This is a genomic window from Mycobacterium sp. SMC-21 (genome assembly GCF_045310825.1).
Lineage (GTDB): Bacteria > Actinomycetota > Actinomycetes > Mycobacteriales > Mycobacteriaceae > Mycobacterium.
Genome location: NZ_JBJIAO010000034.1, coordinates 41,035 through 55,445 on the forward strand (window position 1 = coordinate 41,035; position 14,411 = coordinate 55,445).

At 67.4% G+C, this 14,411-nt stretch carries 16 protein-coding genes; 8 read left to right on the top strand and 8 right to left on the bottom strand.

The features are described from left to right. The first annotated feature begins 70 nt into the window (after nt 1–70). Nucleotides 71–685: a TetR/AcrR family transcriptional regulator C-terminal domain-containing protein gene (locus tag ACJH6H_RS23755; protein ID WP_406775940.1), complete on the top strand. Its 615-nt coding sequence runs from the start codon at nt 71–73 to the stop codon at nt 683–685. Here the strand turns inward: ACJH6H_RS23755 and prcA are convergent, their stop codons facing one another. From prcA to dop, 4 genes are all read right to left on the bottom strand, one after another. Then, a complete protein-coding gene (gene prcA, locus ACJH6H_RS23760; protein WP_293021213.1) occupies nt 686–1,450 on the bottom strand; it encodes a proteasome subunit alpha in 765 nt (254 codons plus the stop codon). It lies immediately after the preceding gene. Then, the gene (gene prcB / locus ACJH6H_RS23765; RefSeq protein WP_406775941.1) at nt 1,450–2,316 is read right to left on the bottom strand and encodes a proteasome subunit beta; all 867 of its coding nucleotides are present in this window, start codon (nt 2,314–2,316) and stop codon (nt 1,450–1,452) included. The genes prcA and prcB overlap by 1 nt, the downstream gene beginning before the upstream one ends. Then, nucleotides 2,313–2,507: a ubiquitin-like protein Pup gene (locus tag ACJH6H_RS23770; protein WP_064986355.1), complete on the bottom strand. Its 195-nt coding sequence runs from the start codon at nt 2,505–2,507 to the stop codon at nt 2,313–2,315. Before ACJH6H_RS23770 ends, prcB begins: the two co-directional genes overlap by 4 nt. Before the next feature lie 75 nt (nt 2,508–2,582). After that, complete coding sequence (dop, locus tag ACJH6H_RS23775) at nt 2,583–4,091, bottom strand: depupylase/deamidase Dop (RefSeq protein WP_406775942.1); 1,509 nt, start codon at nt 4,089–4,091, stop codon at nt 2,583–2,585. 43 nt (nt 4,092–4,134) lie between these two features. Between dop and ACJH6H_RS23780 the strand changes: the two genes are divergently transcribed. Then, nucleotides 4,135–5,289 (top strand): hypothetical protein, encoded by a 1,155-nt coding sequence (locus tag ACJH6H_RS23780; protein ID WP_406775943.1) that lies wholly within the window; start codon nt 4,135–4,137, stop codon nt 5,287–5,289. 57 nt (nt 5,290–5,346) lie between these two features. Here the strand turns inward: ACJH6H_RS23780 and arc are convergent, their stop codons facing one another. After that, entirely contained in the window at nt 5,347–7,185 is a 1,839-nt protein-coding gene (gene arc, locus ACJH6H_RS23785; RefSeq protein WP_374704280.1) for a proteasome ATPase, read from the bottom strand. Nucleotides 7,186–7,353: 168 nt separating this feature from the next. Between arc and ACJH6H_RS23790 the strand changes: the two genes are divergently transcribed. The 3 genes from ACJH6H_RS23790 to ACJH6H_RS23800 are packed head-to-tail and all read left to right on the top strand — an operon-like array spanning nt 7,354 to nt 8,716. Further along, nucleotides 7,354–7,860, top strand: a complete 507-nt coding sequence (locus tag ACJH6H_RS23790; protein WP_406775944.1) for a hypothetical protein — start codon at nt 7,354–7,356, stop codon at nt 7,858–7,860. A 17-nt stretch (nt 7,861–7,877) separates the two neighbouring features. After that, the gene (locus ACJH6H_RS23795; RefSeq protein ID WP_061001619.1) at nt 7,878–8,414 is read left to right on the top strand and encodes a hypothetical protein; all 537 of its coding nucleotides are present in this window, start codon (nt 7,878–7,880) and stop codon (nt 8,412–8,414) included. An 8-nt stretch (nt 8,415–8,422) separates the two neighbouring features. Next, nucleotides 8,423–8,716 carry a DUF503 domain-containing protein gene (locus ACJH6H_RS23800; RefSeq protein ID WP_138248709.1) on the top strand — a complete coding sequence of 98 codons (294 nt, stop codon included), beginning with the start codon at nt 8,423–8,425 and terminating at the stop codon, nt 8,714–8,716. Here the strand turns inward: ACJH6H_RS23800 and ACJH6H_RS23805 are convergent. After that, nucleotides 8,713–9,540 carry a tRNA (adenine-N1)-methyltransferase gene (locus ACJH6H_RS23805; RefSeq protein WP_406775945.1) on the bottom strand — a complete coding sequence of 276 codons (828 nt, stop codon included), beginning with the start codon at nt 9,538–9,540 and terminating at the stop codon, nt 8,713–8,715. The genes ACJH6H_RS23800 and ACJH6H_RS23805 overlap by 4 nt on opposite strands. An 82-nt stretch (nt 9,541–9,622) precedes the next feature. Between ACJH6H_RS23805 and ACJH6H_RS23810 the strand changes: the two genes are divergently transcribed. Next, nucleotides 9,623–10,459, top strand: a complete 837-nt coding sequence (locus ACJH6H_RS23810; protein ID WP_061001621.1) for a RecB family exonuclease — start codon at nt 9,623–9,625, stop codon at nt 10,457–10,459. Further along, on the top strand, nt 10,456–11,247 hold the full coding sequence (locus ACJH6H_RS23815) for a thioesterase family protein (protein ID WP_293021198.1): 792 nt from the start codon (nt 10,456–10,458) through the stop codon (nt 11,245–11,247). Before ACJH6H_RS23810 ends, ACJH6H_RS23815 begins: the two co-directional genes overlap by 4 nt. Nucleotides 11,248–11,257: 10 nt before the next feature. On the opposite strand, the gene ACJH6H_RS23820 is transcribed toward ACJH6H_RS23815, so the two are convergent. Beyond that, entirely contained in the window at nt 11,258–11,908 is a 651-nt protein-coding gene (locus tag ACJH6H_RS23820; protein WP_267325016.1) for a helix-turn-helix domain-containing protein, read from the bottom strand. 61 nt (nt 11,909–11,969) lie between these two features. Between ACJH6H_RS23820 and ACJH6H_RS23825 the strand changes: the two genes are divergently transcribed. Further along, entirely contained in the window at nt 11,970–13,541 is a 1,572-nt protein-coding gene (locus ACJH6H_RS23825) for an MFS transporter (protein ID WP_406775946.1), read from the top strand. 29 nt (nt 13,542–13,570) lie between these two features. Here ACJH6H_RS23825 and ACJH6H_RS23830 read toward each other — a convergent pair whose 3' ends face one another. Further along, nucleotides 13,571–14,329, bottom strand: a complete 759-nt coding sequence (locus ACJH6H_RS23830) for an SDR family oxidoreductase (RefSeq protein ID WP_061001624.1) — start codon at nt 14,327–14,329, stop codon at nt 13,571–13,573. Between the last annotated feature and the right edge of the window lie 82 nt (nt 14,330–14,411).

Consider the following 14,411-nt stretch of genomic DNA (forward strand, 5'->3'; position numbering starts at 1 on the left):
AAAACGAATTTGATTCGTTTTATTGTGACCCCACTTACCCCCGGTTGTAAAGAGGTAGTAGACATATGCCATGGGCCGACCTTCCAAACCGCTGCTTTCGACGGATCGCATCGCCAGCGCAGCAATGGATTTGGTCAACAAGACCGGCGGCTTCACCGTGCCGGAACTGGCCCGGGCCCTCAAGGTCAGCCCGTCATCGCTGTACAACCACGTCGCGGGACGTGAACAGATCGTCGAGCTGCTGCGCGAACGGGCGATGTCCGACGTCGCGCTGCCCGCCGACGACCCGCAGCGGCCGTGGACCGACGTCGTCGCCGACATCATGCGGTCCTACCGCCAGAGCTATGCCCGCTACCCGCGGCTCATTCCCCTACTGACCTCGCACGCGGTGAACAGCGACCACGCCCTCACCATGTACAACGTGCTGGCCGTCGCGTTCGACCGGGCCGGGTTCGATCCCGCGGACACGTTGCGGGCCATCACCCTGATCGACTCGTTCGTGCTGGGCTCGGCGCTCGATGTCGCCGCGCCCGACGAACCGTGGCAGGCGGGCGCCGATGTCGCACCGGAATTCGCGGCCGCACTGGCCACCGGCACCACCAAACCCGAACGCGCCGATGACGCCTTCGAATTCGGCGTCAGAGTGCTACTCCGCGGACTGGCGGCGGTCCCGTCGGCCGAGTGATTACTCGGCCGCGTCGCCCTCGGGCTTGCTCTCGCCGTCGGTGGCCTTGTCCCCGTCCTCAGCTTCCGCCTCGGTCTTCGGCAGAACCGCATCCAGCGCCGCACCGGTGATCCGGCGGAACGCGCGGCGCGGCTTCTTGGCGTCGAGGATCGCGACCTCGAGCGTCGCTGCCCCCAGCACGCGATCGCCGGCCCCGGCGTGCAGCGCGTCGACGGCGATCTTCACCGCGTCGGCCAGGCTCGCGTTCTCCTGGTAGGAGTCGTTGAGCGCGGCGATGATCGGCTCGGTCGTACCACCCATGACGACGAAATGCGGCTCGTCGGCGATCGACCCGTCGTAGGTGATCCGGTACAGCTCAGGAGCTTTCGTCTCGCCGTGATGCGCGACCTCGGCGACACACAGCTCGACCTCGTAGGGCTTGGCCTGCTCGGTGAAGATGGTGCCGAGGGTCTGGGCGTAGACGTTGGCCAACTGGCGGCCGGTGACGTCGCGCCGGTCGTAGGCGTAGCCACGGGTGTCGGCGAACTGGATGCCGCCGCGACGCAGGTTGTCGAACTCGTTGAACCGGCCGACCGCCGCGAAACCGACGCGGTCATACAGCTCGCTGACCTTCTGGAGCGAGCGCGACGGGTTCTCCGCCACGAACAGCACGCCCCCGTCGTAAGCCAGGACAACCACGCTGCGACCCCGCGAAATGCCTTTGCGCGCAAGCTCGGAACGTTCCCGCATCGCCTGTTCGGGCGAGATGAAATACGGAAAGCTCATCAGGCATTACCTCTCGCGCGGGTCCGGTTGGCGATGACTTCCCGGGCCAGCGCGGCGATACGCTCCTCGGTGACCTCTTCGGCGCCCTCGGCACCGATCAGTACCGCGGTCGGATAGATGCCACGTGTCAGATCCGGTCCGCCGGTGGCCGAATCGTCGTCGGCAGCGTCGTACAGCGACTCGATGGCGACCTTGAGCGCCGAATCGGCGTCGGTCACATGCGAATACAGCTTCTTGATCGACGACTTGGCGAACAGCGAGCCCGAGCCCACCGACTGGTAGCCCTCTTCCTCGATGTTCCAGCCGCCGGCGGCGTCGAACGAGACGATGCGGCCCGCATTGCCCGGGTCGGAGTCGTCGAGGTCGTAACCCACCAGCAGCGGCAGCGCCACGAAGCCCTGCAGGGCCGCGCCGAGATTGCCGCGCACCATGATGGCCAGCCGGTTGACCTTGCCGCGGAACGTCAGCGGCACGCCTTCGAGCTTCTCGTAGTGCTCCAGTTCGACGGCGTACAGCCGCGCGAACTCCACCGCGATGGCCGCGGTGCCGGCGATACCGGTCGCGGTGTAGTCGTCGGCGATGTGCACCTTCTGCACGTCACGGCTGGCGATCATGTTGCCCTGCGTGGCGCGCCGGTCACCCGCGATCAGCACGCCGCCGGGGTACTTGATCGCGACGATGGTCGTGCCGTGGGGCAGGTCGGCACCGGATCGAGGATCACCCGCTGAAGCCCGATTGCCCGTCACGTCTCCCACCGGCAGCAGGTGGGGCGCCTGCCGGCTGAGAAAGTCCGAAAACGAGGACAGGTTCAGGTGGGGTGAGGTGACATCCAGTCGATCAGAGAAAGGCCCGAACGCTGCCGTCACTGGCCGCCCTTTTGGACGTATGCGCGCACGAAGTCCTCAGCGTTCTCTTCCAGCACGTCGTCGATCTCGTCGAGCAGGTCGTCGGTGTCCTCAGCGAGCTTCTCGCGACGTTCCTGACCTGCGGCAGACGGGCCGGAGAGGTCGTCGTCCTCGCCGCCGCCGCCACCGCGCTTGGTCTGTTCCTGAGCCATCGCCGCCTCCTGATTGCTCGATTCTCTGACTTCACACTACCGGTCCGCGCCCGGGTTCCCCGGGAACACAAGCAGTTACGTCGTGAGCTGCTCCACCAACTCGACCGCGCTGTCCACTGAATCGAGCAACGCACCGACGTGGGCCTTGCTTCCGCGCAGCGGTTCCAGCGTCGGAATCCGCACCAGCGACTCGCCGCCGAGGTCGAAAATCACCGAGTCCCAGCTGGCCGCGGCGATGTCCGCCCCGAACCGGCGCAGGCACTCGCCACGGAAGTAGGCCCGGGTGTCGGTGGGCGGGTTCTCCACCGCGTCCAGCACCTGCTGCTCGGTGACCAGCCGCTTCATCGAGCCGCGCGCCACCAGGCGGTTGTACAGACCCTTGTCCAGCCGCACATCGGAGTACTGCAGGTCCACGAGGTGCAGGCGCGGGGCGTTCCAGCTCAGGTTCTCCCGCTGGCGGAAGCCCTCCAGCAAGCGCAGCTTGGCCGGCCAGTCGAGGAGGTCGGCGCATTCCATCGGATCACGCTCCAGCAGGTCCAGCACGTGCGCCCAGGTCTCGAGGACGTGGTCGGCGCGCGGATCGGGGTCGCGCCGCTCCTGCAGCTTGGCCACCCGGTCCAGGTAGATGCGTTGCAAGGCAAGGGCCGTCAGCTCGCGGCCGTCGGCCAGCGCCACGGTCGCGCGCAGCGACGGGTCCCGGCTGATGACGTGCACCGCGTGCACCGGCCGCGCCAGCGCCAGGTCGGACAGGTCGATGCCCTCGGCCGGCCCGAACTCGATGAGGTCGAGCACCAGCGACGTGGTGCCCACCTTGAGGTACGTCGAGGTCTCGGCCAGGTTGGCGTCACCGATGATGACGTGCAGCCGGCGGTACTTGTCGGCGTCGGCGTGCGGCTCGTCGCGGGTGTTGATGATGCCGCGCTTGAGCGTCGTCTCGAGTCCGACCTCGACCTCGATGTAGTCGGCACGCTGCGTCAGCTGGAATCCCGGCTCATCCCCCGACTGCCCGATGCCGACCCGGCCGGAACCCGTCACGACCTGACGCGACACGAAGAACGGCGTCAGCCCGGCGATCACCGAGTTGAACGGCGTCTGCCGGCTCATCAGATAGTTCTCGTGCGTGCCGTACGACGCGCCCTTGCCGTCGACGTTGTTCTTGTACAGCTGCAGCCTGGCCGCGCCCGGGACGCTGGCGACATAGCGGGCCGCGGCCTCCATGACGCGTTCGCCGGCCTTGTCCCAGATGACCGCGTCCATCGGGTCGGTGACCTCGGGAGCGGAGTACTCCGGGTGGGCGTGGTCGACGTACAGGCGGGCGCCGTTGGTGAGGATCATGTTGGCCGCGCCGATCTCGTCGGCGTCGACGATCGGGGCCGGGCCCGTGGAGCGGCTCAGGTCGAAGCCACGCGCGTCGCGCAGCGGAGACTCGACCTCGTAGTCCCACCGCGTGCGCTTGGCCCGCTGGATGCCGCTCGCGGCCGCGTACGCCAGCACCGCCTGGGTGGACGTGAGGATCGGGTTCGCGGTCGGATCAGACGGCGACGAAATGCCGTATTCGACCTCTGTTCCGATGATCCGTTGCATGCCGCCAAGACTAGACGGCTGTCGATACGCGACGATTAGCCGCATGACCACATCACCGGCAGACCGGGTCGCCGCCGAGACCTGGTTTCTGCGGCGCGGGCTGCCCGCGGTGCTGCGTCCAGGGGCGCTGGTGCGACGGCTGTGGCAACGCTCGGCCCCGGCGCTGGCCGCGTTCGCGGTGTTCATGGCCAACTCGATCCTCGTCACCGCCGTCACCGGCAAACACACCATCAACATCGAGGCGCAGCCCACCCGGACCGAGTGGTTCGTCCTGGCGTTACTCCTGCTGGTGGCGCCGGTGGCCGCATTGGCGGGCTGGCTGGTGTCGCGCATCGCGTCGTGGCGCAATCGTGCCGGCGTGGCCGCGGTATCGGTGGCCGTGTGTGCCGTCGGCACGGTGCTCGGCGGTCCCGGTCCGAAAGTCGGCGGCAACCTGATCTACGTCGGCGTGATCGTCGCCGTCATCCTGGTCTGTACCGCGACCGGAATCGGCTCGATCCTCGGCTGGGCCCTGGACACCACGGCGCACAACCTGACGCTCGTGGGCAGCCTCTTCGTGCGGGCCCTGCCGATCATGCTGCTGACGGTGCTGGTGTTCTTCAACACCTACGTCTGGCTGATGGCGGCCATCGTCAGCCGGGCCCGGCTGTGGTCCGCGCTGGGCTTCCTGGCGCTGATCGCCGTGGCGTTCGTCATCGCGACCACCATCGACCGGGTCCGGCCGATCCTGACGGCGGCGGCGCCCGACGCGCCCGAGACCCAGAACGCGGTACTGGCCGACACGCCGTTCGTTCACCTACCCGCGCCCGAGCACCGAATCCCGTTGTCGCGCATCGAACGTGTCAACGTGGTGTTCGTCCTGGCCATGTCGCAGGTGCTGCAGCTGCTGATCGTCGCGCTGGTGACGGCCTTCATCTTCCTGGTGCTCGGCCTGATCCTGATCAGCCCGAAGCTGCTGGCGGAATGGACGCGGGGCAACGGCTCGCCCGACGGCACCATCTTCGGCATGACGCTGCCCATTCCGGAGTCGCTGATCCAGACGACGCTCTTCCTGGGCGCCCTGACCTTCATGTACATCACCGCGCGCACCACGACCGATGCCGAGTACCGCGCGGAGTTCGTCGACCCACAGGTCGACAGCCTGCGCCGCCGGCTCGACGCACGGGACCGCTACCTCGCCGACCTCAGACATGCGTGAGGGCCGTGTGCGCAATTCCGGAGTATTGCGCGCACGGCCCCCACACCTGCTGTCCTGTTACAGGTACTGCCCCAGGTTGCTCTCGGTATCGATGGCCCGGCTGGCCGACGAACTCTTGCCGGTGACCAGCGTGCGGATGTAGACGATCCGCTCGCCCTTCTTACCTGAAATCCGTGCCCAGTCATCGGGATTGGTGGTGTTGGGCAGGTCCTCGTTCTCGGCGAACTCGTCGACGATGGAGTCCAGCAGATGCTGCACCCGCAGACCGCGCTGCCCGGTTTCCAGCACCGACTTGATGGCGTACTTCTTGGCCCGGTCCACGACGTTCTGGATCATGGCACCGGAGTTGAAGTCCTTGAAGTACATGACCTCCTTGTCGCCGTTGGCGTAGGTGACCTCGAGGAAGCGGTTGTCGTCGATCTCGGCGTACATCCGGTCCACGATCTTCTCGATCATGGCCTTGATGGTCAGCGCGCGATCGCCGTTGAACTCGGCGAGGTCGTCGGCGTGCACCGGCAGTTCCTCGGTGAGGTACTTGCTGAAGATGTCCTGCGCCGCTTCGGCGTCCGGCCGCTCGATCTTGATCTTCACGTCCAGGCGGCCGGGCCGCAGGATGGCCGGGTCGATCATGTCCTCGCGGTTGGAGGCGCCGATGACGATGACGTTCTCCAGGCCTTCGACACCGTCAATCTCACTGAGAAGCTGTGGCACCACGGTGGTTTCGACGTCGGAGCTGACGCCGGTGCCACGGGTACGGAAGATCGAGTCCATCTCGTCGAAGAACACGATCACCGGGGTGCCCTCGGAGGCCTTCTCGCGAGCGCGCTGGAAGATCAGGCGGATGTGCCGCTCGGTCTCGCCGACGAACTTGTTGAGCAGCTCGGGACCCTTGATGTTCAGGAAGTAACTCTTCGCTTCCCGGGCGTCGTCGCCGCGCAGCTCGGCCATCTTCTTCGCCAGCGAGTTGGCGACGGCCTTTGCGATGAGCGTCTTGCCGCAACCAGGAGGGCCGTACAGCAGCACGCCCTTCGGCGGCCGCAGCGCGTACTCCCGGTACAGGTCCTTGTGCAGGAACGGCAGCTCGACGGCGTCGCGGATCAACTCGATCTGCCGCGTCAGGCCACCGATGTCGCTGTAGGCGACGTCGGGCACCTCTTCGAGGACCAGGTCCTCGACCTCGGCCTTGGGGATGCGCTCGAAGGCGTACCCGGCCTTGCTGTCGACCAGCAGCGAGTCGCCCGGGCGGAGCTTGCGCGCCCGCTCGTCGGCCAGGTCGTCGACGCCCTCGAGCACCTCGGCGACCTCGGGGTCGAGGAATTCGAGCGCGATCAGCGGCTCGGCGAGCCAGACGATGCGCTCCTCGTCGGCATGGCCGACGACGAGGGCACGCTTCCCGTCGTTCAGGATTTCGCGCAGGGTGCTGATCTCGCCGACCGACTCGAACGACCCGGCCTCGACCACTGTCAGCGCCTCGTTGAGGCGGACGGTCTGGCCCTGCTTGAGTTCGGACACCTCGATGTTCGGCGACACCGACAGCCGCATCTTGCGGCCGGAGGTGAAGACGTCGACGGTGTCGTCGTCGTGGGTGAGCAGCAGGACGCCGTACCCGCTGGGCGGCTGCCCCAGCCGATCGACTTCCTCACGGAGCGCCAGCAACTGCTGCCGCGCCTCTTTGAGCGTGTCCATCAACTTGCCGTTGCGGGTCGTCAGCGAATCGATGCGGGCTTCGAGTTGCTGCACGTCACGCGGTCCGCGATGCGTCGCAGCCGCGTTCGTGAGCTGCTCTCGCAGCGCCGCCGTCTCGCTGCGAAGCCGCGCCAACTCGGCGGCATCGGTGCTGGACATGGGGTTCTGACGAGATGTGCCCGGGCTGCCGAAGGCGTCCGGGCGATCCATTTCAGACATCTTGCTGCTCCTTTCCCACACCGGAAGTTGGTGCGGCGGATACCTCAACGCTACCGGCGATCTGCCGATCGTGGGCGTCGAAGGAATTGCGACACACGGGTGTCCCTCTGACCGCGCTGTTAACCTCATACCCGAGTCGGGCTCATCGAAAGGACCGCAGTGATCGTCAAATCCCTCGTCACCGGCATCGCAGCCACCGCCCTCGTCGGCGCCGCAGCAGTCGGTACGACCGTGGCTTCGCAGACGACCATCCCGACCACCGGCACGTCGACCGCGGTCGCGCCGGTCGTCCGCCAGGTCCCGCTGCCGCAGGCGCCCGCGCCGGGCCTGCAGTCGTCGCTGGTCTCGACGCTCAACGGGCTGACGGCCGCCGGGAGCTTCGCCGGGTCCAAGGGCAGCTACATCCAGGGCGGCGTGGGGCGGCTCGAGGCCATCACCGCCGACCGGGCCTACAGCAACGCCGTGAAGCAGGGCGTGTTCCCCATGAGCTTCGCCGTTGCCGACATCGATGACCTCGGAGACGGCACCGCGACGGCCAACGTCACCGCCACCGCTGCCACCGGCGCCACCGCAGCCCAGCCGCTGACCTTCGTCGCCGGCCCCAGCCCCACCGGCTGGCAACTGTCCAAGGGCTCGGCCATGGCCCTGCTGTCGTCGGTTAAGTAGGCGCCAGGACCAGCCCGGTGAATCCGACCCGAGGGACCTTGATCGCCGTCGTCGCGGCGGCGATCGGGTTGGCCGGGTGCAGTGAGCATGTCGAGCCGCCGGCCGACCCGATGCCCCGTTCACTGCTGACCACCGACGCCAAGGCGCCCGAGGCGGCGCCGCTGCCGTCACCCGACGCGATCACCGCGGTGCTGTACAAGATCGCGGACCCCGCGGTGCCGTCGGCACAAAAGATCGGGCTGATCCAATACGGCACCGCCGAGGACCAGGCCGGGCTCGACAACTTCACCAGGGCGCTTCGCGACAACGGCTTCAACCCGATGAACGTCACGGCGACCGACCTGCTGTGGTCGGCCGGGCAGCCGGGCGACATCATCGCCACGATCACCATCAGTTCGGTCGCCGCGCCGGACAACAAGTTCACGTTCCCCATGGAATTCAGCCCCATCCGGGACGCCTGGCAGCTGAACCGGCAAACCGCCAACCTGCTGCTCAAGCTGGGACAACCCGGCGGACCGGGCGCGTCGGGCGCGGCACCGACGCCTGGTCGCTGAGCTGTCGAATGTGGGTCGGGTGGCTGGAATTCGACCTGTTGCTGGGCGATGTGCACTCACTCAAAGAGAAGCGCTCGGTGATCCGGCCGATCATCGCCGAACTGCAGCGCAAGTTCTACGTGTCCGCAGCCGAGAGCGGAAATCAGGATCTGCACCGCCGGGCGGCCATCGGGGTGTCGGTCGTGGCGGCTGACCGCCATCACGTCGTCGAGGTGCTCGATGCCGCCGAACGTCAGGTTGCGGGACGCCCGGAGATCGAGCTGCTGTCCGCGCGGCGCGGCCTCGTCAGCAGCGAGGACTAGATGTTGCGCTTGCGCCGCAGCGGCTGCGGCGTCACCGCCCCCGGCGCGAGGCGGCGCGCGCTGATCAGGAACGCGGTGTGGCCCCGCATCGAATGCTGCGGGCGCACCGCGAGTCCGACGACGTCCCAGCCGCGCTGCAGCGACTCCCACGACCGCGGCTCGGTCCAGCACTGCTGCTCACGCAGCGCCTCGACCGTCTTCGACAGCTGCGTGACGGTCGCGACGTAGACGATCAGGACGCCGCCCGGGACCAGCGCCTTCGACACCGTCTCCAGCACGTCCCACGGCGCGAGCATGTCGAGCACCACCCGATCGACCTCGCCACCGTCGTGGTCATTGAGGTCGGCGATGACCAGGTTCCAGTTCTCCGGCCGTTCGCCGAAGAAGGTCTCGACGTTGCGCACCGCGTGCACCGCATGGTCGTCGCGCACTTCGTAGGACGTCACAGAGCCGCCCGGGCCGACGGCGCGCAGCAGCGAACACGTCAACGCGCCGGAACCCGCGCCGGCTTCCAAAACCCTTGCACCCGGGAAGATGTCGCCCTCGTGCACGATCTGCGCGGCGTCCTTGGGGTAGATCACCTGCGCGCCGCGCGGCATCGAGAGGACGTAGTCGATCAGCAGCGGACGCAGCACCAGGAACGGGTCGCCGTTGGTGGATTTCACGACGCTGCCCTCGGGCTGGTCGATCACCGAATCGTGGGCGATGATGCCGCGATGGGTGTGGAATTCCCCACCTGTCGCCAGCACCATCGTGTAGTGCCGGCCTTTGGCGTCGGTCAGTTGGACGCGGTCGCCGACGGTGAAGGGTCCGGTGATTCTCACCGGGCCAGCCTGCCAGCCGACCCGCCCGGGCGGACGGCCGGGGTTCGGCAACTTTGTCGTTGCCCCCACTTAAGCTGCTGGCATGACCACCCCCACTGCGCCCACCCGGCGGCCGGCGCTGTCGCCGTCGCGGGCCGGTGACTTCAAACAGTGCCCGCTGCTGTACCGGTTCCGGGCCATCGACCGGCTGCCGGAGCCGCCGTCGACCGCGCAGTTGCGCGGCTCGGTGGTGCACGCCGCGTTGGAGCAGCTGTACGCGCTGCCTGCCACCGACCGCGTGCCGGAGACCGCGTTGTCCCTGGTGACACCGGCGTGGGACGCCGTGGTGGCAGAGAAGCCCGAGTTGGCCGAGGAGATCGCGCCCGAGCTGCGGGAGACGCTGCTGAAGGAAGCGCGGGCCCTGCTGTCGGGTTACTACCGGCTCGAGGATCCGACGCGCTTCGACCCGCAGAGCTGCGAACAACGCGTCGAGGTCGAGTTGTCCGACGGCACCCTGCTGCGCGGTTTCGTCGACCGGATCGACGTCGCGCCGACCGGCGAGCTCCGCGTGGTCGACTACAAGACCGGGAAGGCCCCTCCGGAAGCGCGGGCACTGGCCGAGTTCAAGGCCATGTTCCAGATGAAGTTCTACGCGGTGGCGCTGCTCCGGCTGCGGGGCGTGGTGCCGGCGCGGCTGCGGCTGCTGTACCTCGCCGACAGTCAGGTGCTGGACTACAGCCCTGATCTGGCCGAGTTGGAAAGGTTCGAGAAGACCCTGATGGCCATCTGGCACGCCATCCAGAAGTCGGGCGAGACCGGTGATTTCCGGCCCAACCCGTCCAAGCTGTGTTCGTGGTGCACGCACCAGGATCTGTGCCCCGCCTTCGGCGGCACTCCCCCGCCGTACCCCGGCTGGCCCGAGAACTTCGGGGCCGCATGATCGACTGTTACTACCGTCGGCTGGACGCCGACGGCGATCTGCAGCGCTTCGAATCGACCGAAGGCACCGGCAGCAACTGGGACGAGAGCATCCAGCACGGGTCACCGCCGCTGGCACTGCTGACCAAGTCCATCGAAGAACTGGCTGCCGGCAGCGGCATGCAGGTGGGCCGGCTGACCCTCGACATCCTCGGCGCCATTCCCGTTGCGCCCGTTGCGGTTCGGGCCTGGGTGTCGCGGCCGGGCTCGCGCATCTGCATGATGACCGCGGAGATGACGGCCGCGCAGCGTGACGGCTCCGAACGCGCGGTGGCGCGGATGTCGGCGTGGCTTCTTGCGGTGACCGATACGCGCGACGCGGTCCTGGATCGGTACCCGCCGATGCCCCGGGTGCCCGACACCGGTTTCCGGCATCACTGGCAGGGCCGGCCCGGCTATCTGGAGACCGTCACCTGGGTGCCGCAGCCCGACGACGCCAACGCGTCGGTGGTGTGGATGCGGCCGCTGATATCGCTGGTCGATGACGAGAAGACGACTGACCTGCAGCAGCTGGCGATGGTCGTCGATTCCGCGAATGGCGTTGGCGCGGCGCTGGATCCGAACGAATTCATGTTCATGAACACCGACACCACGGTGCACCTGCACCGCGCCCCCGTCGGCCCGGAGTTCTGTCTCCGGGCCCGCGGCTCGATCGGCCCCGACGGCCTCGGCTCGACGACGGCCGAGCTGTTCGACGAACAGGGCTTCTTCGGGACGTCAGCGCAGACGCTGTTGGTCCAGCGGCGCTGACGTCCCGCGATCACTTCGCGACGTCGACGGCGGACGTGGGCGCGTCGAAGAAGACGCGCAACGCCGCGAGGTCGCCGGTGATGTCGACGAGCGGGGCGACGTCGTCAAGGGCGAGCAAGCCTGCCGCGAGCCCGAGAACGATCTGCGCCTCGGCCGTCAGCACGGCGTCGAGCTTGCGCCCGTCGGGCCAGCCCACGTCGATGCCGGCCTCGGCCGCGCTCAGTTGGACGGTGACGCCGTCCACCACGATTCCCACCACGGTCGACGAGTCGCCGGGGACGCGCCCGGCGAACAGCGCCGGAAGCGCCAGGAGAAGCCCGTCGGCGCGGAAGCTGTCGCCTTCTGGACCGCGGATCATCAGCGGCGGCGACCAGCGGATCATGGCGTAGATCGGCTCGCGAAGTTGGGCGCCCCAGTCGGTGAGGGCGTAGGTGATCGCGTTGGCCCCGTCCGACAGGCGCCGTTCCACCACGCCGGCGGATTCGAGATCGCGGAGCCGGTCGGTCAGCAGGTTCGTCGCGATCCCCGGCAGCCCCTCACGTAGCTCACCGAAGCGCGCCGGCCCGATCAGGAGCTGACGGACTATCAACAGGTTCCACCTGTCACCCACCACGTCCAACGCCCTGGCGAGTCCGCAGTACTGGCCGTAATCTTTACTCATCATCACTCACTTGATTTTTTAAAGTACACCTGATTATATCAACTACCGAGCGGAGGTTGCCATGACAATCCCAGACCGACAAAACGACCCGCGCCGCAAGGCGGGCATTCTGACTGCCGTCTACGTAGCAGTCCTGGCCATCAATCTCGATGTGACGATCGTCAACGTCGCCTTGCCCAGCATCGCGACCCAACTGCACGCCGATACCCGCGGACTGCAATGGGTCGTCGACGGCTACACCCTGACCTTCGCGGCCCTCGTCTTGGCAGCAGGCAGCTTGTCGGACCGCTACGGCCGCCGGCCGGCGCTGCTGATCGGCCTTCTCGGATTCGCTGTCACCAGTGGGATGGGCGCACTGGCCACCAGCACCGGGTCCCTCGTCGCGGCGCGGTTCGGCATGGGAGTTTTCGCCGCGCTGATCTTCCCCACCACCCTGTCGATCATCACCAACACCTTCTCTGACCGACGCCAACGCGCCGCGGCACTGGGCGGCTGGGGCGCGGTGGTCGGCGTCGGTGTCGCCGCCGGCCCGGTCACGGGAGGCCTTCTGCTCGAACACTTCTCGTGGAGCAGCGTGTTCTGGGCACTCATCCCGTTGGCCCTGCTGGCAGTCGTTCTCGGGTTTTTCCTCGTCCCGGAATCACGCGACCCGGGCGTGCCACCGCTCGACATCCGGGGCTTGATCACCTCGACCGCATTGCTCGGAGTGCTCGTCTACACCATCATCGAAGCCCCTGCCCGAGGCTGGCACAGCCCCGCGACACTGTTCGGCTTTGTCGCCGCGGCAGCGCTGACGCTGGCGTTCGTGACGATCGAGCAGTCAGCAGAGCACCCCATGCTCGATGTCCGGTTGTTCGCCGACCGCAGATTCAGCGCCGCCAGCGCGTCGGTGGCCGTCACCTTCTTCGCGTTGTCCGGCTTCATCTTTCTGATCACGCAGTACTTTCAGGTGCTGCGCGGGTTCAGCCCCTTCTCGACCGGCGCCCGCATCCTGCCCGTCGCCGGCTCCATCGCGATCGGTTCCATCGCCGGCGGCTTGCTCGCCCCACGCATCGGCACCCGCGCCGTGGTGGTCAGCGGACTGGCGTCCTTCGGCACTGCGATGGCCTGGATTGCCGGGAGCATCGACACCGATACCCCCTACTGGGCCACCATCGTTGCGCAGATGGTTCTCATGGGCCTGGGCATCGGCCTGGTCTCCACTCCCGCAACAGAATCCATCATGCTCGTGCTGCCGCCGGCCCGGGCCGGTATCGGTTCGGCGGTCAACGACGCCACGCGCGAGCTGGGTGCCACACTCGGCGTGGCCATCGTCGGCTCACTCTTTTCCTCGATCTTCAGTGCCCGCCTCGCCGACAGCGCGTTCGCCGCAACCGGAAAGGCCAGCGAGGCCGGCAACTCCGTACCGACCGCGTTCGGCATTGCCACTGCGCACCCCGAACTGCTTGTTGCCGTGCAACATTCGTTCCTCAGCGGCATCACCACGGCGTGCACGGTCGTCGCGGCACTGTGCTACGCGGCGGCTGCCGCCGGTGTCATTGCGCTACCCGGCCAACGGTTTCAGCCGCCGGCCGTCGCGACGGGCACCGCACACGAGCCGGATTCACGCGCTCCGGTGGCACAGCAGGCATAGGTTGCCGATCTCCTTTCCACCGCCCGGGTCTAGCAGTGGCGAACGGAGTTCGCGGCGAGCCAGTCGGCGAAGCGTGTCGTGCAGATGGTGGCATTGCCGCCTGGCGCGAGCGAGAGATCATCGATCACTGCCCCGAAGTACGGCGCGCGGGCGTCGGTCACGATCCGGCGAGGATCGCCGGCCGCCGCGAGACCCGTGCGGACAAAGTCGTCCATCCCAATCGCTTCCGGACCGACAACCTCCACCACCCCGTTGGTGGGGCTGCCAACAGCGGCACCGGCCACGGCGGCCGCCACATCGTCGGCGGCGATCGGGCGAAACGCGGCGTGCGGCAAGGTCACAACGTCCCCATCGGTGGCCGAGTCGGCCAGGCCGCCCACGAATTCGTAGAACGGCGTAGCGCGAACGATCGAGTACGGCTGGCCGGAATCCTGGATCCGGTTTTCCTGGGCTCCTTTGGCAGTGTTGTAGCCGCTATCAGGCGTCGTGTGCGCCCCGACGACCGACAGTGCCACGTGGTGTCCTACGCCGGCTGCACGTTCGGCTGCCAGGAGATTCGTGGTCGTTGTGGTGAAGAAGTGCATCACCGCCTCGTCTTCGAACAATGGCGAGTCGGAAACATCGATGACGACATCCGCGCCTGCCAGCGCGTCGGCGAGACCCTCACCGGTGAGTGCGTCGATACCCGACCGGCGGGACGCGGTAACCACATCGTGGCCCTGCGCGGTGAGGATGGTCGATACCTTGGCGCCGATGAGCCCACGGCCGCCGATGACAACAATTTTCATGATGGTCCTTAAGTTCGTAGTTGCAGTTACTTCGTATTGCTGAGCGTTACGTTGGGCTGTGACCCGGGTGGGTCGGGTATGG

Bases quoted from the DNA above. Each gene is read 5' to 3' on its own strand.
- ACJH6H_RS23755 (WP_406775940.1), top strand. From the start codon at position 71: ATGGGCCGACCTTCCAAACCGCTGCTTTCGACGGATCGCATCGCCAGC.
- prcA (WP_293021213.1), bottom strand. From the start codon at position 1,450: ATGAGCTTTCCGTATTTCATCTCGCCCGAACAGGCGATGCGGGAACGT.
- ACJH6H_RS23770 (WP_064986355.1), bottom strand. From the start codon at position 2,507: ATGGCTCAGGAACAGACCAAGCGCGGTGGCGGCGGCGGCGAGGACGAC.
- dop (WP_406775942.1), bottom strand. From the start codon at position 4,091: ATGCAACGGATCATCGGAACAGAGGTCGAATACGGCATTTCGTCGCCG.
- ACJH6H_RS23780 (WP_406775943.1), top strand. From the start codon at position 4,135: ATGACCACATCACCGGCAGACCGGGTCGCCGCCGAGACCTGGTTTCTG.
- arc (WP_374704280.1), bottom strand. From the start codon at position 7,185: ATGGATCGCCCGGACGCCTTCGGCAGCCCGGGCACATCTCGTCAGAAC.
- ACJH6H_RS23800 (WP_138248709.1), top strand. From the start codon at position 8,423: ATGTGGGTCGGGTGGCTGGAATTCGACCTGTTGCTGGGCGATGTGCAC.
- ACJH6H_RS23810 (WP_061001621.1), top strand. From the start codon at position 9,623: ATGACCACCCCCACTGCGCCCACCCGGCGGCCGGCGCTGTCGCCGTCG.
- ACJH6H_RS23815 (WP_293021198.1), top strand. From the start codon at position 10,456: ATGATCGACTGTTACTACCGTCGGCTGGACGCCGACGGCGATCTGCAG.
- ACJH6H_RS23820 (WP_267325016.1), bottom strand. From the start codon at position 11,908: ATGAGTAAAGATTACGGCCAGTACTGCGGACTCGCCAGGGCGTTGGAC.
- ACJH6H_RS23825 (WP_406775946.1), top strand. From the start codon at position 11,970: ATGACAATCCCAGACCGACAAAACGACCCGCGCCGCAAGGCGGGCATT.
- ACJH6H_RS23830 (WP_061001624.1), bottom strand. From the start codon at position 14,329: ATGAAAATTGTTGTCATCGGCGGCCGTGGGCTCATCGGCGCCAAGGTA.